The 20042-nt window shown below is 60.1% G+C and carries 15 protein-coding genes; 7 read left to right on the top strand and 8 right to left on the bottom strand.

All coding sequences use genetic code 11. The features are described from left to right. Positions 1-70: 70 nt before the first annotated feature. The 3 genes from QRN33_RS21705 to QRN33_RS21695 form a co-directional block, all read right to left on the bottom strand. A complete protein-coding gene (locus tag QRN33_RS21705; RefSeq protein ID WP_285410034.1) occupies positions 71-4600 on the bottom strand; it encodes an immunoglobulin-like domain-containing protein in 4530 nt (1509 codons plus the stop codon). A 247-nt stretch (positions 4601-4847) separates the two neighbouring features. Further along, entirely contained in the window at positions 4848-5243 is a 396-nt protein-coding gene (locus QRN33_RS21700; RefSeq protein WP_042607481.1) for a YbaN family protein, read from the bottom strand. Positions 5244-5253: 10 nt separating this feature from the next. After that, the gene (locus QRN33_RS21695) at positions 5254-5841 is read right to left on the bottom strand and encodes a UPF0149 family protein (RefSeq protein ID WP_042607482.1); all 588 of its coding nucleotides are present in this window, start codon (positions 5839-5841) and stop codon (positions 5254-5256) included. Positions 5842-6227: 386 nt separating this feature from the next. On the opposite strand from QRN33_RS21695, the gene recQ reads away from it, so the two are divergent. The 3 genes from recQ to QRN33_RS21680 all read left to right on the top strand — a co-directional run bounded on the left by recQ (position 6228) and on the right by QRN33_RS21680 (position 11024). Beyond that, a complete protein-coding gene (gene recQ / locus QRN33_RS21690; RefSeq protein WP_064362088.1) occupies positions 6228-8357 on the top strand; it encodes a DNA helicase RecQ in 2130 nt (709 codons plus the stop codon). Positions 8358-8665: 308 nt separating this feature from the next. Then, positions 8666-9100: a MarR family transcriptional regulator gene (locus QRN33_RS21685; RefSeq protein ID WP_016771142.1), complete on the top strand. Its 435-nt coding sequence runs from the start codon at positions 8666-8668 to the stop codon at positions 9098-9100. A gap of 127 nt (positions 9101-9227) precedes the next feature. Then, a complete protein-coding gene (locus tag QRN33_RS21680) occupies positions 9228-11024 on the top strand; it encodes a motility hub landmark protein FimV (protein ID WP_285410029.1) in 1797 nt (598 codons plus the stop codon). Between the two features lie 128 nt (positions 11025-11152). Here the strand turns inward: QRN33_RS21680 and QRN33_RS21675 are convergent, their stop codons facing one another. Next, the gene (locus tag QRN33_RS21675) at positions 11153-13342 is read right to left on the bottom strand and encodes a patatin-like phospholipase family protein (protein ID WP_285410027.1); all 2190 of its coding nucleotides are present in this window, start codon (positions 13340-13342) and stop codon (positions 11153-11155) included. Between the two features lie 71 nt (positions 13343-13413). On the opposite strand from QRN33_RS21675, the gene QRN33_RS21670 reads away from it, so the two are divergent. Beyond that, positions 13414-13701, top strand: a complete 288-nt coding sequence (locus QRN33_RS21670; RefSeq protein WP_285410026.1) for an Rdx family protein — start codon at positions 13414-13416, stop codon at positions 13699-13701. Here the strand turns inward: QRN33_RS21670 and QRN33_RS21665 are convergent. Next, positions 13695-14588 (bottom strand): DMT family transporter, encoded by an 894-nt coding sequence (locus tag QRN33_RS21665; protein ID WP_285410025.1) that lies wholly within the window; start codon positions 14586-14588, stop codon positions 13695-13697. The genes QRN33_RS21670 and QRN33_RS21665 overlap by 7 nt on opposite strands. Before the next feature lie 225 nt (positions 14589-14813). Here QRN33_RS21665 and QRN33_RS21660 point away from each other — a divergent pair, with 225 nt between their 5' ends. Beyond that, positions 14814-15629, top strand: a complete 816-nt coding sequence (locus QRN33_RS21660; protein ID WP_025110572.1) for a UDP-2,3-diacylglucosamine diphosphatase — start codon at positions 14814-14816, stop codon at positions 15627-15629. 111 nt (positions 15630-15740) lie between these two features. Here QRN33_RS21660 and QRN33_RS21655 read toward each other — a convergent pair whose 3' ends face one another. Together QRN33_RS21655 and QRN33_RS21650 are read right to left on the bottom strand one after the other, a co-directional pair. Continuing rightward, positions 15741-16331: an HD domain-containing protein gene (locus QRN33_RS21655; RefSeq protein WP_065617427.1), complete on the bottom strand. Its 591-nt coding sequence runs from the start codon at positions 16329-16331 to the stop codon at positions 15741-15743. A gap of 14 nt (positions 16332-16345) precedes the next feature. Further along, positions 16346-16657, bottom strand: a complete 312-nt coding sequence (locus tag QRN33_RS21650) for an Mpo1-like protein (protein WP_042607489.1) — start codon at positions 16655-16657, stop codon at positions 16346-16348. A gap of 165 nt (positions 16658-16822) precedes the next feature. On the opposite strand from QRN33_RS21650, the gene QRN33_RS21645 reads away from it, so the two are divergent. Next, the gene (locus QRN33_RS21645; protein WP_285410021.1) at positions 16823-17884 is read left to right on the top strand and encodes an AraC family transcriptional regulator; all 1062 of its coding nucleotides are present in this window, start codon (positions 16823-16825) and stop codon (positions 17882-17884) included. Here the strand turns inward: QRN33_RS21645 and QRN33_RS21640 are convergent. Beyond that, positions 17841-19295: a TrkH family potassium uptake protein gene (locus tag QRN33_RS21640; RefSeq protein WP_042607491.1), complete on the bottom strand. Its 1455-nt coding sequence runs from the start codon at positions 19293-19295 to the stop codon at positions 17841-17843. The two genes, QRN33_RS21645 and QRN33_RS21640, sit on opposite strands and share 44 nt — an antisense overlap. 121 nt (positions 19296-19416) lie before the next feature. On the opposite strand from QRN33_RS21640, the gene QRN33_RS21635 reads away from it, so the two are divergent. Further along, a complete protein-coding gene (locus QRN33_RS21635; RefSeq protein WP_217850576.1) occupies positions 19417-19983 on the top strand; it encodes a nitroreductase family protein in 567 nt (188 codons plus the stop codon). The last annotated feature ends 59 nt before the right edge of the window (positions 19984-20042 follow it).

The following is a 20042-nucleotide window of genomic DNA, read 5'->3' as shown; positions in this document are numbered from 1 at the left end:
TTTGGCTGGGGATTTTTTGTTGGCAGGTATGGCCCCTTCGCGTGCAAACCCGGTCCCACATTTGAAATGCTCAAGGTGTGATGCCCACTCCGGGTACTACATTCAGGTTCATAATCGTTTTTTCTTCCCCTGTAACCAGATTTCTACAGTGATAGTACGGATTGGGGTTGGGCCAATAAAGGATCGACTCATTAGACCAGTAGAATGAATTACCCAATGGCCAACGATTTCCAAAAGCACTGCTTATTGCTCGTAACTCGCCCATTGAAGGCAACCTCAGCCCTCGACTTCTTGCCTCATCACCTACCCTGGACAACCAGTTTGCGCTTAATCCATAACATTGCGTCACTCCTGTTACCGACACCGAATAGCTTTTTCCTTGTCCCGCCTGATCCCTTACCGAAATCGTTGCATTGCCGTTACCTCGCGCAGTGACGAGTCCACTTTGCGAATCCACGGCAGCAACGTTGCCATTACTGGTGCTATAAGCGTAGGAAGGTTGGCCTCCACTCGCCTGGTGCTGCACCGAAGTGCCTGGGCCGAAGGCTGGCAATACTGAGCTCCCCGGAATGAGATAGATCCTGCCGCTCAAGGTTACGGGATTTGTATTGAAGTACAGTGGCGGTATTGGAGAGATCACATTGAAGCTGCGGGAATTTGAATCCTGCCCGGTGCTGACCGCTTTTACTTTTACGGAGTGCGCCCCCAAACCGACTGCCAACGTTGTGCTCCATGCGTCACCAACCGCTCTCACCGTATGCTTAGGATTGTTGTTGTCGTAGACCTGCACCTCGTGGTTGGGCGTAACCTTGCCACGCAAGGTGACCGAGGTATTCTTGGTTGTTCCGCCGTTACCGACTTCACTGACGCCATCATGTACGGACGTCAGTGTCGGCGCGATGTGGGCGGCGACGTTAAAGGCTCTCGCCGGGCTCTCTACCGGAACCACGTCATACATGGCCAAGGCAGTCAGGCTGTGCGAGCGGATGGCCAGACCGGTGACAGACGTTGTCCATTGTTTATCAGCATTGACGGTGACCGGAGTACCAACGGGGGCGCCATTGTCGTACATCTGGATCTGCTCGCGCGGGGTGGCTTCGCCTTTGACGGTCACTGCGGTGTCATAGGTCGTTTCGTTCGGTCCCACCGTGCCGACCGAGTCGGTGACCGTGGTAATCGTCGGTGAAATAAAGGCTGCAACTGTAAAGACCCGAGGGGGACTGGACTCCGGATTGCTGCCGTAATCGCCTCTCGCGGTCAGGCGGTAAGTGCTCAGGTTCAGGCTGCTGAAAACATATTGCCAATCGCCGCTGGTGTTGACACTCACCGTTTCGACGGCCGCACCGGCATTGAGCAGAATGATCTTTTCGTTTGGACTGGCCTTGCCTGTCAGGGTGACGGTCCGGTAGTAGGTCGTACCATTGGCGGCGACTTCACCGCGCAGGTCACTCACACGGGAGATCGTCGGTGTGACCGCTTGCGCCACGACGAAATCCCGCGGCGGACTGGTCGCAGGGTCTATCTCGTACAACGCCTCGGCAGTGAGGCTGTAGCTGCGAACTTGCAGATCGTTGAGGCGGTGGTTCCAGTCACCCTTATCGTCGACGTCAAGGGTAATGAGCGGCTGTTTGTTCTCCAGCAGTTTGATCTGCAGGTTTGGCGTCGCGCTGCCGGCCACCAGCACGCTGTTGTCATAGGTGGTTGCCCCATGGGCAACGTCCCCCCGTGAATCGCTGACCACAAGAATTTCCGGCGTCTGTGCGAATTTCACGTTGAATGTTCGCGGCTCGCTGGACACCGGGTCGGCGTCATAAAGAGCCTTGGCGCTGATGCGGTAAGACTTCTCGGTCAATGGGCCGATCTCGCGGCTCCAGGTGCTGTCGGCGTCCACTGGCGCCGTACCCATTGATGTCGTCGTTCCATCGAACAGCTCAACCGTTTCGCCACGCGTGGCCGTGCCGGTGACGGTGACTTTTTCGTCACGGGTTTTGCCGCCTTCTTCCACCTCGCCCCGCGAGTCTGTCACACCGGTGATGACCGGTTGCACGTAGTCGTAGCGGGTTCTGATGGTCAGGGGCAACTGTGGAAATATGCAGGCAGTGTCCTCTTTTTCACTGCCATCGAATGCCACTTTGCAAATCACAGTGGCGGGCGTGGAGTGGCCCAGTTTCATCAGTTCACTTCTGGGCAAGGTTTCGTTGAGTCCGCTGCTGACTTGGGTCGAGGTTATTTCCTGGCCGGTGATTAGCGGGATCGTATGGGACGCGCCTGAACTTGTTTGTCCTGTCAGGTAGAACCAGAGGCGCTGTTTCAGTGCAATGTAGGGCCATATAGCGAGGACAGCTTTTGCATCGCCGCTGAATGTCATCAGATCCAGGACTTTGTTCTGTGCTTGAGGTACTTGCGGGTGGGGCAGTTCGTTTTCGGGGTCCTGGAAGTCTGAAACATACAGGTCGAGCATTTGCGAGGGCGTTGTGAGGGTATAGCGGGTTACTTCGTATTCAACCGACACCGTTCTCGCAATATTGGCGCCAATCACCGAAGGTGGTAAATGGAATTGCACGGTGCCTGCGGGGCTGCCCGGCAACTCCAGATCATCAGAGGTGCCCGCGCCGGGCGTTCCCAACCACTTTAATCGGATCATGTCCCGGTCCGGGTTCATGCTGGAGTAACTGGCGTTGATGTCTACGCCGCTCAACCCATCCATTGGGTTGAGCGTCTTGTCGGGTGCCTGCACCACCTCGGGCGGCGGTAACTCACCGACCAGTTCGCCTATGAGCAAATTGAGCGTGGCCGAGTGCTCGTATTGTTTGTTCGACGCCCGCAACACCGAGTAGCGCACTTTCACATGCTGGCCAATGTTGGGCGTCACGAATTCAGCGTCCACCTGAAAACGTACAGGTTGGCCTTCAGTCACTGTGGTGATGGGCAACCAGTCGCTGGTGCTGGCGAAGGGATTGGGACTGCGCCAGTAATACGCAAGAATATCGCCCCTGAGGGTCTTCGCCTCGCTGATATACACATGCACCTTATCGAACACCTTGGACGGGTCCAGCACATCCCCCGGCGGATCGGCCTCTTCCACTTCGGGGGCCGGCAGCGTCGCGCGGACCTTTTCAATCCTGGCCAGCAGCCGCTCCGACTCTCTTATGTCGAGGAGGCCAGGTGCATCGTTTGCCACCACGTAGAACAGGTCGAGCGTGCCGTTTTCAAGCACGTTGATGTGCTCCGCGTCGATGTAGAACGTCACCAGCCCGTCCTTGGCTTCGTTCTCGCTGACGATATGGGAAACCTCATGCAGATAGGTGTCGCCATCGGACTTGATGCCAGACCATCTCAGGCAGATCAGGTCGCCATTTTTCATCGCGTAGCGCACGTCGACCGTAGCGTAAGGCTCGTCCGGTTCGAGGGTATCGCCGATCAGCTCACGAATGTTCGGCTCGGGGAGCATGTTGACGTCGCCCTCTACCCTTGCAAAGGCACGCTTTGAAGACAGCGGGTCGTCCCCGTTTTTTTTGTAGAGAATGTAAGACGCATCGGCGCGCCCTTGGGCGATGGCCCTGATCAACTCATAGGGCACGTTGATGTCCAGCACGGAAGGGATGTTGTCGATGTCGCGGGTTTCACTGCAGATGATCGGTTCACCGTTATTCGGCGGTGTGCCGATGAAGGTCATTTTCACGCTGTCGCCCAAGCCGAAGTACTGGCTGCTGACGAAGATCTGAATAGTCACCGGCTGCTTGTTCAAATCCCTGATGGTAATGACGCCGTTGACGGCTTCCTTGATGATCGGTGGATCCAGGCGCCAGCCCCCGGCGTCCACGTCGATGTAGGTGCGTTTGGAGTGGCGGTCGGCCCAGTTCCAGACTTCGTCATTGATGTCGTATCTGATTTCCCGTTTGAGCCCGTCACCGGCGCCGAGAATGGCGTCCTGATCAATAAGGATCTCGATCGGCTGCAGACCTTCGGCTTGCTCCGGCGTGATGCGGTGCGCCGGAAGCCGGTATTCGCCCAGCTGTAAACGGACCTTGTCGTTGCGCGTGCAACACACATAATGAGGGACCGTCGCCAACACGCCATTTTTGGCCCATTCGGCGTCTATCACGCCCTGTTCGACCAGCTCGGGCGGCAGTTGCACGATGTTCAACTCTGAGTGGCCGTCCTCCTTATGAGGTTCCCTGTCAAAGTTCCCCGGCTTGTACAGTTTGATCAGCACCCGCAAGGATGCCGACGGCGGGTCTGGTTCGGTTTCACCCACTCGGGTCAGCACATAATGGCAGTTTTCGACCCAGCCGGACTCTTCAGGCGTCGGCAAGTAGAAGAACACCCGCTGATTGACCTCGTCGGCCTTCACGAAGCGTTCGAGCACTTTCTCGTTGTTCCACCAGATATCCAGCCTGTCCCTCTCGCTCATGAGGCCCAGATAAGGATTGATGACGCACAGCACGCCATCGGGGTCGTCGGTGGCTACCTGGATACTGATCCCGCCATCGCCGTCCTGCACCGGCTCGACCATCCCCGGAATCAGCAGGGGGCGCAGCGCCAGTGTGTTAGTGCCTTCGGTGAGGGGAGGGAAGCGGAAGTTCTTGTGAGAAGGCATCAGGCAAGTCCTCTGTAAGCGAATTCAGGCGTTTTCTGGTGACGACCGGTGCAGTCGGACTCGGTGAGAATCAGGTGAGATTCAGGCTTGAGATGGTTAACGACACGGGAATGCACTCCAGCCGGGTGATGGAGTGATTGAACCTGCATTGACGGGTTAGCGCACCTGTCAGATCTGACAGGTGGGTGGGGGTATCCGACGAGTGGTATTAACGGGGTGCCCTGTTTCGCTCTCGTTCAAACACGGTTCAAGGCTTGTGCAGCGTCTTCTGCCGCAAGATATAAACCGTCACCAGCACCGCACTGGTCAACATGAACCCTCGAGCCCAAACCAGGGGCACCAGATAACACGAGAACAGAATGCTCACCCACATCAGCCCGATCGCGTAGACCTTGCCTTTGAGTGGAATGCCATTGCCTTCGAGGTAGTCGCGAATCCATGGACCCAGCCGTGGATGTTCGACCAGCCAGCGATAGAAGCGCGGAGAGCTGCGCGCGAAGCAGGCCGCGGCGAGCAGGAGGAAGGGGGTGGTGGGCAGGACCGGCAGGAAAATGCCGATTACCCCCAATGCCACGCTGAGCCAGCCGATGGCCAGCAGGACGTAACGCAACATCAGGGGGCGGTTGCCTATGGGGTTGTCCATAGGCCAGGTCTTAGTGGTGGCGTGGCTTGAGGATCGCCGGTTTTTCGTCGGGCGCCTGGCACAGCAGGTACAGCGCGGTCAGGGCTTCCGGAATCTGAACGATCATGTCGTCCATCAGGTTGGCGTCCTTGGCGATGTCTTCAAACTCCGGTTGTTCGTCGAACAGGCCGGAACCGACCATGATCGGCAGGAGCATCTCGCTGACTTCTTCTTCGGCGGTTTCGAACCAGGCCGCTTCGCGCAGGAACACGCCTTCCATGAAACCAATGCACCAGCCGCGCAGTTCGGAATCGTCCGGCTCTTCGCCCAGGTCCAGTTCGCACGGCAATTCGAATTCTTCATCCGAGGCCAGTTGACGAGCGATGTGGGCCTTGAGGCCGATCAGCGTGGCTTCGATTTCGGCACGCTGGGCTTCATCGCTGTAATGCGGCTCTTCGGCGAACAGCGCATCGATCCACTCGCGCTCGGGGACGTCTTCGGAGCAGATCGACAGTGCGGTCAGGTAACCGTGGGCGGCGACGTAATCCAGCGCCTCTTCGTGCAGCTCGTCGGCGTCGAGGAAGACTTGCAGGCGGGTCAGTTGCTCAGCGAAGGACATTACGGGGCTACCTTGGGGAATAAACAATGCGGGAATTCTAGGCCTTCTTGCGCGCTCTAGCCAGCCGCTTGGCAGATTTGCCGGTCGCAACACAAAACCCTGTAGGAGTGAGCCTGCTCGCGATGCGGTATACCAGTCACTTCAATGTCCGATGTGCTGACGCGATCGCGAGCAGGCTCACTCCTACAGGGGGCATATGTTGCAAGTCGGGCGATGTCTTCTCAGCGGCACCCTCTGCGGCGAAGGCCTCGGGTATACTGCCGCGTTTTGCGATCCCTGCCGGCGCTGCGCTGGTCATGCAATGTGTTCTTACGTTTTGTTTAAGCAGCCGAGGCTGCTCTGAACCAGCCTGAGCAGGGATGTATCGGTAGATTTTTGGAGTTTTTATGCTCGAACAGGCTCAACGCGTCCTCAAGGACATCTTCGGCTACGACAGTTTCCGTGGCCGTCAGGGTGCGATCATTGAGCGCGTGGCCAGCGGCGGTGATGCGCTGGTGCTGATGCCTACCGGTGGCGGCAAGTCGTTGTGCTTTCAGGTACCGGCGCTGCTGCGCGAAGGCCTGGCCGTAGTGGTATCGCCGTTGATCGCACTGATGGACGATCAGGTCGCAACCCTTGAAGAGCTGGGCGTCGCCGCTGCTGCTCTGAACTCCACGCTGAGCGCCGAGCAACAGCGTGATCTCGCCCTGCGGATCAAGCGCGGCGAAGTGAAAATGCTCTATCTCGCCCCTGAACGCCTGGTGCAGCCGCGCATGCTGGCGTTCCTGCAAAGCCTGGAAATTGCCCTGTTCGCCATCGACGAAGCGCATTGCGTGTCGCAATGGGGCCACGATTTCCGCCGCGAATACCTGCAACTGGGCCAGTTGGCAGAGCTGTTCCCCCACGTTCCGCGCATTGCCCTCACCGCGACCGCCGACAAGCGCACCCGTGAAGAGATCGTCGATCGCCTGCATCTGCAGAACGCCGAACGCTTCCTGTCGAGCTTCGACCGTCCGAATATTTTCTACCGCATCGTCCCGAAGGAGCAGCCGCGCAAACAGTTGCTGGCGTTCCTCGCCGAACGGCGCAGCGACGCCGGCATCGTGTATTGCCTGTCGCGCAAAAAGGTCGAGGAGGTCGCGGCGTTCCTTAGCGAACAGGGCTTCCCGGCGCTGCCGTACCACGCCGGTCTGCCCAACGATCTGCGCGCCTATCACCAGAAGCGCTTCCTCAATGAGGAAGGGCTGATCATGGTCGCCACAGTGGCGTTCGGCATGGGCATCGACAAACCCAACGTGCGCTTTGTCGCTCACCTCGATCTGCCGAAATCCCTTGAGGCGTATTACCAGGAAACCGGGCGTGGCGGCCGTGATGGTCTGCCTGCGGATGCGTGGATGGCCTACGGTCTGCAAGACGTGGTGATGCTCAAGCAAATGCTGCAGAACTCCGAAGGCGACGAACGGCATAAACGTCTGGAGCAGCACAAGCTCGACGCCATGCTCTCGCTGTGTGAAGAGACCCGCTGCCGGCGTCAGGCGTTGCTGGCCTATTTCGATGAGGACATGCCCGAGCCGTGCGGCCATTGCGACAACTGTGTCGACGGCGTACAGACGTGGGATGCAACAGAGCCAGCACGCCAGGCCTTGTCGGCGATTTTCCGCACCGGTCAGCGATATGGCGTCGGTCATCTGGTCGACGTGTTGCTGGGCAAGGACAACGAAAAGGTGCGCAGCTTCGGCCATCAGCATTTGTCGGTGTTTGGCGTTGGCAAGGCGTTGAGCGAGAGCGAATGGCGTTCCCTGTTCCGCCAGTTGGTGGCGCGCGGGCTGGCTGATGTCGATCACGAGGGGTATGGCGGTCTGCGCTTGAATGACAGTTGCCGACCATTGCTCAAAGGCGAAGTGAAACTGGAGCTGCGCCGCGACCTGAAACCGCAAGTCACCGCCAAGACCGGCAGCAAGAGCCAGGCCAGCCAACTGGTGCGCGGCGAGGAGCGCGAACAGTGGGAAGCCTTGCGCGCACTACGGCGCAAGCTCGCCGAAGAACACGGCGTACCGCCGTACGTCATCTTTCCCGACTCCACGCTTTTGGAAATGCTCCGCAGCCAGCCGACCTCGCTGGCGGAAATGGCCCGGGTCAGCGGCGTCGGCGCGCGCAAGCTGGAGCGTTACGGCGAGGCCTTCCTCGAAGTGCTCGGCGGCGAGGCCGAGGCGCCGAAGGTGGTGGCCGATGTCCGTCACGAGCTGATCACCCTGGCCCGCGCCGGCATGACGCCGCTGCAGATCGCCGGGCAGCTGCAGTGCTCGGAGAAGAACGTCTACGCGATGCTCGCCGAAGCCATCGGCAAGCAGCAATTGTCGCTGGAGCAAGCGCTGGACTTGCCAGAAGAGCTGATGGGTGAAGTGCAGGACGCGTTTCTCGATGGCGAGGGCGAGTTGCCGTCCGTCGCCGAAGTCGCCGAATTGTTCGCCGGGCGAGTTCCTGAAGGCGTGCTTTATTGTGTGCGGGCGGCGTTGCAGTCTGAATTCGAGATGTAATCTTGCCCGCCCCCTCACCCCAGCCCTCTCCCCGAGGAGAGGGCTGGGGTGAGGGGTCTGGTGTCATATGTCGACCCGCAAAATCGAGTCGATTATGGATTCAGCACAGCGCTTTGACGTTGGCGAATTTCAAAAGCATCCCCCACTCAGTTCCCTCTCCCTCTGGGAGAGGGCTAGGGTGAGGGGCTTTTGATCTTTGCGCAGTTGTAACGATTCAATACAGAGCGACTCTTGCCTATAACTGCCACCCATGCTTAGCTGACTAATAATTAGATTTTCCGTATTTTCAGTCTGACCGTGAGTGTTTTATGCCGTTAACCGATCAACATCGCTTTGGTATGCAACTGGCCCAGATGTCCCGTGGCTGGCGTGCCGAACTGGATCGCCGCCTTGCCGGGCTGGGCCTGTCGCAGGCACGCTGGCTGGTACTGCTGCATCTGGCGCGCTTTGAAGAAGCGCCGACCCAGCGCGAACTGGCGCAGAGTGTCGGCGTCGAAGGCCCGACTCTGGCGCGCTTGCTCGATAGTCTGGAAAACCAGGGACTGGTGCAACGCCAGTCGGTGATGGAAGACCGTCGAGCGAAAAAAATCGTTCTCTGCGCACCTGCGCTGCCGCTGATCGAACAAATCGAAACCATTGCCACACAACTGCGCCACGAATTGTTCGAAGGCGTCGACGAGGCGGATTTGAAGGTGTGCATGCGCGTTCACGGGCACATTCTGGCCAATCTGGAAAAATCTTGAGGCACATCCCGACGGCGATTTTTTGAGAGATCGCGCTGAGCCGACTATAAGAACTACTGGGCAATATCGTGTTCGTACCGGATGTGCGAACGCATAGAAACCGGTTTTGCTTATTTAAGGGATGCTCATGCTCGCAAGTCGGCACATGCTGCGCGGGGGCGCCAAATGGCTGCTCGCTGCCGGTGTATTCAGCTATTCGACCTGGTCGATGGCATTGGGGTTGGGCGAAATCACTGTTCACTCAGCCCTCAATCAGCCGTTCAAGGCCGACATCGCACTGGTCGATGTCGGCACGTTGACGCCAAACGATCTCTCGGCCAGCCTGGCCTCGGCGGATGAATTCGGCCGCGCCGGCGTCGAGCGGGTGTTCTTTCTCAACGACCTCAAGTTCACCCCGATCCTGCGTGGCAATCGCCAGATGATCCGGGTGACGTCGGGCAAACCGGTCAACGAACCCTTCCTGAATTTCCTCGTGCAGCTCGATCAGCCCAACGGCCGTCTGCTGCGTGAATACACGGTGCTGATCGACCCGCCGGGTTCGCCGGGCATCGTGCCGGCCACCGACGAGCCGGATCCGCGCCCGCAATCCTCCGCTTTTCCGACCGTCGAACCTGTCACCGCACCGGCCCAGGCGCCTCAGGGCAAACGTGCTGAGGCGTCCTTGCCGTCAGCGCCGGCCGCGCCTGCGAATGACGCGCAGGCCGAGCAATTGGCGGCCAGCGTGCTGCTGACCCAGCAACTGCAAAAGACCCTCGACGAACAGAACCTCAGACTGCAAGAACAGCAAGTGCAAATAGCCGACGGCAGGAAGCAGGTGGAAGATTTGCAAACCCGTCTGGCCGAATTGCAGAAAGCGCCGCCGCCGGTGGTCGCGCCGGCCCCGACCCCTGTTTCAGCCCCGGTCGAGTCAACCGATGACGGCCTGAACTGGCCACTGCTCGGCGGGCTGATAGTGCTGCTGGGCGCGCTGGCCGCTTTGTTCATACGCCGCCGTCAGCAGCGTTCGACCGTCGATGGCACGCCGCTGCCGCTGTTGCCTGTGAGTGCCGACGACGTCGATGAACCCGAACTGCAACATGCCGTTGGTTCGCACGCGGCCGCCGATCATCGCGACGAACCCGCTGCCGGCGACGTGCTGGAGGCCGTGGGGATCTATCTGGCCTACGGCCGACTCAGCGAAGCTGCGGGGTTGCTGCGTGATGCGTTGCACAAGGAACCCGAGCGTACCGATCTTGGTTTGCAGCTCCTTGAAGTACTGGGGCGGCAGGGTGACAGCGCCGCTTTTGAGCAGCAGGAAAACCATCTGCGCGCGCTCGGCGTTGATGATCACGCACTGGTTGAAGCCCGCGCTCGCCATCCAAAACTGGCCGGCGTTGCACCGGCGGCGTTTGCAGCAACGGTAAACGCGCCCGAGCTGCCCGCGGCCCCGGCAGCGATTCTGGCCGCGCCGCTCGCGTCGACGCTCAGCGCTCCCGAGGATGATTTCGAATTGAATCTGGGCGAGCTGTCGATGGATTCGAACTGGGATCTCAACGACAGCCGCACTGATTCCGCAGCACCGCCGATCGATGATCCGCAGCTGGGCACCAGCCTGTCAGTGCTGCCGGTCGATTTCGAACTGCCACAGGCTGCGTCTGCCGAAGAAGCCGAGCTTGAATGGATTCCCGAACCCGACGCTCAGCCGCTCGACGATGACTTCCTCAACGAATTCGGCGATCCCGAGCCGTCACTGGTGTTGCAGCCTCTGGATCTGCAATTGCCCGAGTCCAGCGAAACCGAGGCCGCCGGCAAGCTCGAACAGGCGCAAACCTGCATCGACGACGGCGACATCGACAGTGCGATCGCGCTGCTCAATGAATTGCTCAAGGAAGGGGATGAACCGTTGAAGCAGACAGCGCGGACGTTGTTGGCAGGGATTCGCTGAGTGTCGACGAATACCGGTTCATCCAAGAGCGCTTTCGCGATCAGGCTCGCTCCCACAATGAAATTCGCTGTACCTGTGGGAGCGAGCCTGCTCTCTAAGGCGTCAGATCGGCCAACGCCGGTTTCAGGTCAGAACGTCTGCCCCAGATTCAGATAAACCGCTTGCTCATCCGCATCATTCAACCCATAAGTGAAATTCAACGGCCCCAGCGGCGTATCGAAGCCGATGAACACACTCGCGGCATTGATGTAGCCGCTGTCGAACTCATTGTCGTTGTTCCACGCCCGACCGCGTTCCAGTGAAGCGCCGGCGTACAGCGGGAAGTCCAATGGCAGATAGGAGCGTGGTGTCAGGCGCCGGTAATACACAGCGCGCATCAGGCTGACGTTCTGCCCGGACAGCGCGTCCTCACGAAACCCCGACAACTGCCGCGCGCCGCCGAGCAGGAAGCTTGAAGTGACTACGTTGGCATCGTCCAGTGTGCGGCCATAGCGCCCGCCCAGAATCAGTGTGTCGGGACCGTGGCTCATGGCCTTGTCGAACTTCGCTTCCCATTGGCGATAGCGGTTGTCTGAACCCAGACCTGGCTCGAACTGGGCGAACGTCAGGCTGACGTCCTTGCCCTCGTGCGGAAAGTACACGTTGTCCAGCGAGTCGTAGGAATACTTCACGGTATAGAAACCTTCGTTGAAGCTCTCGCTCGGCAGATCCTGATCACCGATGCGCACGTCAGCCTTGCCCCAGGCCTGGCCGACACCGAAGCGCACTTCGCCGTTGTTGCCGATCTGCCGACCGAGGTTAAGACCGAAACCGTAACGCTCGACGCGATACTGCGCGATCGGATCGTTATCCAGCACCGAGTCAACGTTCTGCGCCTCGAACGACGCGTAGGGCGCGACGAAGTAGCGCGAGCCGACGTCCAGCGGCTGATAGAACTCGCTGTACAGCTCCTGTTTGTCGCCGATCTGCGCGCGGGTCAGCCATTCCGCGCCGAGGCGATTGATGCCGTTGACGCGGTAACTGGCGCCGAGGTTGAAAGCACTGTCGCCGCGCATGTCGTCCGACAGATTGAGGCCGACCCGCAAGTAATCGGTACCGCTGCGCTTGCCGCTGGCGCTGATGACCAGGGTGTGATCCTGGCCTTTGTGCACCACGCGATAACGCACTTGGTCGAAGTAATCCAGGCCGTACAACGTGCCCATGTCCGAATGCAGGCGCCCCAGATCCAGCGGTTCGCCGATCGGCTGGCGGATGTAATAGCGAATCACGTCATCATCGACTTTCGAATCGTTCTCGACGCGGATCGCGGTAATGATTGGCGTGCGCTGCCCAGGCTGGCGGGCGGCGTTGAGTTCGGTGTCCTGGGTTTGCGCCGGCTTCAGTTGCGCCAGCCGCGCGTCGAGGATTCGCGTGGCGCGGTAGCCGGCATCGATCATCTCCTGAGCCTTGCCGAAATCGGTCCCGCCAAACGCTGCCAGCGCAGGTTGAATCAATACGTCATCGGCATGCAGAGTCGCCAGTTGCTCTTCGGAATTGCGCCGGGTCATCAGGGTGATCGACTGGTTGAGCACATCCACCACCGTGGTCAGCTGCTTGCGGTTGCGCAGCGGCGTGCCGATATCGACAACGATGGCGATGTCGACGCCCATTTCTCGTGCGACATCCAGCGGGATGTTGTCGGTCATGCCGCCGTCGACCAGCAGGCGCCCGTCGAGCTCGACCGGGGCGAACACCGCCGGGATCGACATGCTGGCGCGGATCACCTGCGGCAGGTGACCTTTGCGAAAAACCACTTTTTCGCCATTGGCGATGTCGGTGGTCACGGCGCGAAACGGGATCGGCAGCTTGTCGAAGTCGCGGGTGTCGCTGGTGTGGGCCAGCAGGCTTTCCAGCAACAGCGCGAGGTTCTGGCCCTGAATCACGCCCAACGGCAGGCCGAGGCTGCCGTCGTCGCGAAAGCTGAGTTTCTGCTTCACAAGAAAGTCGCGGTCATCCTGCTTGCGCCGAAATGGCACGTCCTCACGCGGCGGCGCGTCGGACAGTGCCGCCTGCCAGTCGATGCCCAGGGCGAGTTTTTCCAGCTCGTCGATCTTGTAACCCGAGGCGTACAGGCCGCCGACCACCGCGCCCATGCTGGTGCCGGCAATCGCATCGATCCTGATGCCTTGTTCTTCCAGCGCCTTGAGCACGCCGATGTGCGCCAGCCCGCGCGCCGCGCCACCGGACAGCACCAGGCCGACTTTCGGTCGTGGCGCGTCACTGGCGTGAACCAGCAGGGGAAGGAAACCAAGCAGCAGGCAGAACAGCAAACGGCGCATTGTGAGTCTCGGGGCAAGCGGTAAAGCCGGCTATTATAGCGGCGCCCTCTGTCTCAGGAGTTTCAGCGATCATGACCGTTGCCAAAGCCGAAGTTGTCATCACGTACTGCACCCAATGCCAGTGGCTGCTGCGCGCGGCGTGGCTGGCCCAGGAACTGCTCAGCACTTTCGCTGAAGACCTGGGCAAAGTGTCATTGGTGCCGGGCACCGGCGGGGTGTTTCACATCACCTGCGCGGACGTGCAGATCTGGGAGCGCAAGGCCGACGGCGGCTTCCCGGAGGCCAAGGTATTGAAGCAGCGGGTGCGCGATCAGATCGATCCTGACCGCGACCTCGGCCACAACGATCGCATTCAGTGAGAGGCTGCCTCGGCAGCGGCGGTTTTCCTGTCGCTGCCGCCTGACATTCGCGCCGACACCATGATCGCCACGATGATCAGCGCGCCACCGATGAGCATGCGCAGGGTCGGGGTTTCACTGAACAGCAGCCAGGCAATGGTGATGCCGTAGACCGGCTCCATGGCGAACACCACCGCCGCCGTGCGCGCCTTGATCACTGCCAGGCTGGCGACGAACAGGCTGTGCGCCACGCCCGTGCAGAACACCCCGAGCAGGGCGATCCACAGCCAGTCCAGCGCGCGCACCGCACTTAGCTGCGGCGCCGCGACCGGCAACAGACACAAGGCCACGACGACGTTCTGACACAACGCTGCCTGCACCGCCGGGATTCGCCCGGAGCTGGCGCGGTTGGTCAACGACAATAGGGAAAACAGCAGGCCGGACAGCACGGCCCAGAGCAAGCCGATGGTCGCGCCGCTGCCCAGATCGAACGCCGGGGTCACCAGTACCAGACCGACGCTGACCAAGACCACCAGCACGATTTCATTGGCGCGGATGCGTTCGCGGAAGATCAGCCCTTCGAGAATCACCGTGAACGCCGGGAAACTGGCAAAGCCCAACGTCGCGATGGCCACCCCGGCGACTTTCACTGATACGAAAAAGCTCACCCAGTGCCCGGCCAGCAACACGCCGCTCAGCGCCAGGCGTCGCCAGTCCACCGCTTGCAGCTTTTGCCAGCCGCTCTGGCTGGCGAATCGAGCAAAAAAGGCCAGGGCAAGCACGGCGAAAGCGGCGCGGCCGAACACGATGACCGCCGGCGACGCGGCAGCGAGTTTGCCGAACACACCGGTCAGGCCGAACATCAAAGCGCCGATATGCAGGGCGCCGAGGGCGGTACGCGGAGTCATTGCAATCCTTAATCCAGACACAATTTTCTGTAATCGATCGTTCCCACGCAGGAGCGTGGGAACGATCATCAAAAGAGCGCCAGTCTAAAGGGCTGGCGCCGTCGCGTCTGTCGTCCGATTCGTCAATTAGTTGAAGACAACTGCTGTCACACGACTGACGCGCATCTGTCACGGTCGATTAACGGTGCGCGCGCAAGCTGGCGAAAACATCGCAGAGGGTTGCCCATGACCAGCGCCGAGCTCGCCAGACCCAGTCGCAAACAACGGGTGCGAACCCTGTGGATCTCCGATGTGCACCTGGGCACGCGGGATTGTCAGGCCGAGCACTTGTCGCAATTCCTCAAGGGCTACCACGCCGACAAGATCTATCTGGTCGGGGACATTATCGACGGCTGGAAACTGCGCGGCGGCATGTACTGGCCGCAAGCGCACACCAACGTCATCCGCCGGCTGCTGACCATGAGCAAGCGCGGCACCGAGGTGATTTATGTCACCGGCAACCATGACGAATTTCTGCGGCGCTATTCGAAGTTGATTCTGGGCAATATCCAGTTGGTCGACGAGGCAGTGCACGTCACGGCCGATGGCCGGCATTTGCTGGTGATCCACGGCGATCAGTTCGATGTGATCACTCGCTATCACCGCTGGCTGGCCTTTCTCGGTGACTCGGCCTACGAATTCACCCTGACCCTCAACCGCTGGCTCAACCACTGGCGCGCCCGTTACGGCTACGGTTACTGGTCGTTGTCGGCGTATCTGAAGCACAAGGTGAAGACCGCCGTCAGTTTCATCAGCGACTTTGAAGAAGCCATTGCGCACGAATGTGTGAAGCGCGAATTGCATGGCGTGGTCTGCGGACATATCCATCATGCCGAGATTCGCAAGGTCGGCGAGGTGGATTACCTCAATTGCGGCGATTGGGTTGAATCGTGCACGGCGTTGATCGAGCATTGGGACGGCACGATCGAGCTGTATCGGCTGGCGGATGCCCAGGCGCGGGAGGCGGAATTGAAAGCTGCCAAAGTTGCCGAGATCGCCTGAGCGAAAGAGAAACCCTGTGGGAGCGAGCCTGCTCGCGAAGGCGTAGTGTCAGACAAAACTTCTGTGCCTGATACAGCGCTTTCGCGAGCAGGCTCGCTCCCACATGTGTTTTCAGGCTGGGCTATGTTCTTGCATCGCGGCTTTGTAAATCGAGTTCTTTGGCTGCGCAAACAGCCTTTCCATCATCGGCTCGAAGAAACTCAGCGGCAACGTGTCGTACCCCGGATCAAACGCCGCGGCATCATATTTGGCGCAGAATTCGGCGGTGGCGTGGAACTGCGGATGGTCCTTGAACTGCTCGCGCAGGTGTCGATCCATGCCCAGGTGATGAAAGAAGTAATAGCCCTGAAAGATCCCGTGTTTCTCCACCATCCACAGGTTTTCCGCACTGACGAACGGCTTCAGAATCGCTGCGGCGATGTCTGGATGGTTGTACGAGCCGAGGGTGTCACCAATGTCATGCAACAGTGCACAGACCACGTATTCCTCATCACGCCCGTCGCGAAAGGCACGGGTCGCGGTTTGCAGCGAGTGGGTCAGGCGATCCACCGGGAAACCGCCGAAGTCGCCTTCAAGCAGTTTCAAATGTGCGAGGATCCGCGACGGCAGCTCCTTGGCATAGGCACTGAAATCGGCGGCGATGATCGCCCAGTCTTCCTCGGTGCCGTCCTGCATATGGGTGAAGCGAGCATGGGCATTCATTGGCAGACCCTCATTCAAAACGCCACGCGACCGAGAATCATGTCGCGGTACATGACGAAATCGCCGAGCAGGCTGTACAGCGGGTGCTGAAAGGTCGCCGGGCGGTTCTTCTCGAAAAAGAAATGGCCGATCCAGGCAAAGCTGTAACCTGCCAGCGGCAACGCCAGCAACAGCAGCCACGCGCCCTTGGCGATGCTCAGGGCGAGAATGAAGATGACCAGAGAGGTGCCGATGAAATGCAGGCGACGGCAGGTGCTGTTGCTGTGCTCGGCGAGGTAATACGGGTAGAACTCGGCGAAGCTGTTGAACCGCTTGATGTTTTCCACGACCGCTATCTCTGTGGTGATTATTCTGGCGACAAGTTGTTCGGCGGGGAGCTTATTTGAGTCTAGAGTGATCATTGGCGTGGGCCAGTGACAATCGGCGCCACTTTAGTATCCTTCGCAAATAGGGCGGTCACCTGCAGCCCGTCATGTAAAAGAATAACAACCATGAGCGAACGAACGACCTCTGCAAGCTGGGCGATGGGGATAGTCAAAGCACTGGAAATGGACGGCCTGGATTGCCGGGTTCTGTTCAAGCAACTGGGGCTGGATTTCAGTGCCCTCGACGATCCGGATGCGCGTTTCCCGCAGGACTCCATGACCCGGCTCTGGCAGCGCGCGGTGGAGGTCTCCGGCAACCCGGCGATCGGCCTGAACATGGGCAAAGTGGTGCGCCCGGCCTCGTTTCATGTCGCCGGCTACGCACTGATGTCGAGCAATACGCTGGTTGAAGGCTTCCAGCGCCTGGTGCGCTATCAACGCATCATTGCCGAAAGCGCCGACCTGAGTTTTCGCCTGCTCGATGAGGGGTACGCGCTGATCCTCACCGTGCACGGCGATCATCTGCCGCCGACCCGGCAGAGTGCCGAAGCGTCACTGGCCTGCGCACTGGCGCTGTGCGGCTGGCTGACCGGGCGCCCGCTGCATCCGCTCAAAGTGCTGATCCAGGGCAATCAGCCTGCCAATCTGCAACCTTACAAAGAAGCCTTCCACGCGCCATTGGTGTTCGACGCGCCTTACGATGCGTTGATCTTCGAACGTGCCGATATGGAGGCGCCGCTGCCAACCGCCAACGAAGCCATGGCGCTGTTGCATGACCGGTTTGCCGGGGAGTATCTGGCGCGGTTTTCCGAGAGTCGCGTGACACATCGGGCGCGGCAGGTGCTGTGCCGCTTGCTGCCTCAGGGCGAGCCCAAACGCGACACCGTGGCGCAGACCTTGCACCTGTCGCAGCGTACTTTGCAGCGTCGTTTGCAGGAGGAGGGCACCAGTTTCCAGCAGTTGCTCGATGACACTCGCCGCGAACTCGCCGAGCAGTATCTGGCGCAACCGAGCATGACCCTGTTGGAGATTGCTTACCTGTTGGGCTTTGCCGATCCGAGCAATTTCTTCCGCGCTTTCCGTCGCTGGTTCGACACCACGCCCGGCGACTACCGGGCGCGGTTGCTTCAGGCACCGAGCCCGGTCAGTGACGCCAGAACGCCGGAATACACAGCACAAACACAGTAATGATCTCCAGTCGGCCGAGCAGCATGCCGAACGACAGAATCCACTTGGCCGCATCCGGCAGGGTGGCGAAGTTGCCCGCCGGGCCGATGGTTTCGCCCAAGCCCGGGCCTACGCCGGACACGGTGCTGGCGGCACCGGTCAGCGCGGTCATCCAGTCGACACCCAAGAGCGACAGCAGCAGGGCGATCACGCAGATGGTGATAGCGAAGAAAAACGAGAAGGTCAGGATCGAGCGGACGATTTCTTCGTCGAGGCGGTGACCGTTGTACTTCTGCTTGATCACTGCGCGCGGGTGGATCAGCTGATTAAGGTTGGCCTTGAGCAGGATGTAGGCGACCTGGAAACGGAAAATCTTGATTCCGCCTGCCGTCGAGCCGGAACAGCCGCCGACAAAGCCCAGATAGAAAAACAGCATCAGCGAGAAGTTGCCCCACAGGCTGTAGTCACCCAGGGCAAAACCGGTGGTGGTGACCACCGAGGTCACGTTCAGCGCCACATGCCGCAGTGCTTCCAGCCAATGCAGCTTGGTGGTCCACCAGTACCAGGTGCCGAGCACCAGCCAGGTCACCAGCAACATGGCCAGCAAACCTTGCACCTGTTGATCACGGATCAACGCCTTGCGATTGCCGCGCAGCGTGGCGACGTACAGGGTGAACGGCAGGCTGCCGAGAATCATGATGACGATCGCCACCCAGTGCACCGCCGGTTGCGTCCACTTCGCCAGCGACTGGTCGGAGGTCGAAAAACCACCGGTGGAAATCGCCGACATTGCGTGGTTGATCGCATCGAACGGACTCATCCCGGCCCACCAGAACGCCAGGCTGCCGAGAATGGTGATGCCGACATAGGCCGCCACGATCAGCCGCGCCACCATGTGCGAACGCGGCATGACCTTTTCCGAGCGGTCGGAAGATTCGGTCTGGAACAGGCGCATGCCACCGATGCGCAGCAGCGGCAGAATCGCCACCGCCATACCGATAAAGCCGATGCCGCCGATCCAGTGCAGCATCGAACGCCACATCAGGATGCCCGGGGACATGCTGTCCAGATGATTGAGCACGGTGGAACCGGTGGCGGTGATGCCGGACATGCTTTCGAAAAACGAGTCGGTGTAGCTGATGTGCTGGGTCAGCAGAAACGGCAGCGCAGCGAAAATGCACACCACCAACCAGCTGCTGACCGTCAGCAGATACATGTCCCGCGGGCGCAGATGCACGTGTTCCGGTCGACCGGGAATCACCAGCGCGAGGCCGGCGACGAAGGTGATCATGCTCGCCCAGAGGAACGACGGCAGGTCGCTGGTGCGCTCGAAAATCACCAGCGTGGCCATCGGCACGACCATCGCCACAGCCAGGGTGATCAGGAAAATGCCGATGATGAAACCAATGGTCCGTAAGGTCGGCAACGCCATGAAATCCGCTCGGGCTGGTGGAAGAAGGGCGCCATTCTACCTGCGGGGCAAGGCATGTAAACCGGCAGGCGTTGTGCAGTTGCAGCTAGAATAGCCGCACATTTTTCAAAGGAGGTGGCCGATGCAGGCTCTCGACGCGTTGCTCAACCGTGTTTCCGTACCCCGACTGGTCGAACCGGCCCCCACTGCCGAGCAGCGCGAAGCCCTGTTCGGCGCAGCGTTGCGCGCCCCGGATCACGGGCATCTGCAGCCGTACCGCTTTTTGACCGTCGAAGGCGCCGCACGTGAACAAATGGGCGAGCTGCTGGCCGAGGCGGCCCGCCAGCAGGGCGGCGAAGTCACCGACGCGATGATCGACAAGGCGCGCAACGGCCCACTGCGCGCGCCGCTGGTGGTTGTGGTGATCGCGAAACTGCAGGAACACGTGAAATATCCGAAGGCTGAGCAATTGCTCACGGCGGGCTGCGCCGCCCACGGCATTCTGCTGGCGGCGTATGCGCAGGGGATTGGTGCAGTGTGGCGCACCGGGGATCTGGCGTATTCGAAGCATGTCGCCGAAGGTTTGGGGCTGGTGGAAGGCGAGGAAGTCATTGCGTTTCTCTACCTTGGTACGCCGCAGAAAGAGCCGCGCGTGGCAGAGAAGGTCGATCTGGCCGAGTTCGTCAGCGCCTGGCCCGGTAAGGCCTGAAGATCAAAAGCCCCTCACCCTAGCCCTCTCCCGGAGGGAGAGGGAACTGATTGGGGGAT

The sequence above is a fragment of the Pseudomonas sp. FR229a genome (assembly GCF_030209115.1).
In the GTDB taxonomy this organism is placed as follows: Bacteria; Pseudomonadota; Gammaproteobacteria; order Pseudomonadales; family Pseudomonadaceae; genus Aquipseudomonas; species Aquipseudomonas moraviensis_A.
The sequence above is the reverse complement of the archived record's forward strand: the minus strand, read 5'-3'. Positions and strand labels throughout refer to the sequence as shown.

What these genes read in the sequence shown, in the direction of transcription:
- QRN33_RS21645 (WP_285410021.1), top strand. Translation starts at nt 16,823, where the DNA reads ATGAGCGAACGAACGACCTCTGCAAGCTGGGCGATGGGGATAGTCAAA.
- QRN33_RS21670 (WP_285410026.1), top strand. Translation starts at nt 13,414, where the DNA reads ATGACCGTTGCCAAAGCCGAAGTTGTCATCACGTACTGCACCCAATGC.
- QRN33_RS21700 (WP_042607481.1), bottom strand. Translation starts at nt 5,243, where the DNA reads ATGGACAACCCCATAGGCAACCGCCCCCTGATGTTGCGTTACGTCCTG.
- QRN33_RS21635 (WP_217850576.1), top strand. Translation starts at nt 19,417, where the DNA reads ATGCAGGCTCTCGACGCGTTGCTCAACCGTGTTTCCGTACCCCGACTG.
- QRN33_RS21655 (WP_065617427.1), bottom strand. Translation starts at nt 16,331, where the DNA reads ATGAATGCCCATGCTCGCTTCACCCATATGCAGGACGGCACCGAGGAA.
- QRN33_RS21665 (WP_285410025.1), bottom strand. Translation starts at nt 14,588, where the DNA reads ATGACTCCGCGTACCGCCCTCGGCGCCCTGCATATCGGCGCTTTGATG.
- QRN33_RS21685 (WP_016771142.1), top strand. Translation starts at nt 8,666, where the DNA reads ATGCCGTTAACCGATCAACATCGCTTTGGTATGCAACTGGCCCAGATG.
- QRN33_RS21660 (WP_025110572.1), top strand. Translation starts at nt 14,814, where the DNA reads ATGACCAGCGCCGAGCTCGCCAGACCCAGTCGCAAACAACGGGTGCGA.
- QRN33_RS21680 (WP_285410029.1), top strand. Translation starts at nt 9,228, where the DNA reads ATGCTCGCAAGTCGGCACATGCTGCGCGGGGGCGCCAAATGGCTGCTC.
- QRN33_RS21705 (WP_285410034.1), bottom strand. Translation starts at nt 4,600, where the DNA reads ATGCCTTCTCACAAGAACTTCCGCTTCCCTCCCCTCACCGAAGGCACT.
- QRN33_RS21640 (WP_042607491.1), bottom strand. Translation starts at nt 19,295, where the DNA reads ATGGCGTTGCCGACCTTACGGACCATTGGTTTCATCATCGGCATTTTC.
- recQ (WP_064362088.1), top strand. Translation starts at nt 6,228, where the DNA reads ATGCTCGAACAGGCTCAACGCGTCCTCAAGGACATCTTCGGCTACGAC.
- QRN33_RS21695 (WP_042607482.1), bottom strand. Translation starts at nt 5,841, where the DNA reads ATGTCCTTCGCTGAGCAACTGACCCGCCTGCAAGTCTTCCTCGACGCC.
- QRN33_RS21675 (WP_285410027.1), bottom strand. Translation starts at nt 13,342, where the DNA reads ATGCGCCGTTTGCTGTTCTGCCTGCTGCTTGGTTTCCTTCCCCTGCTG.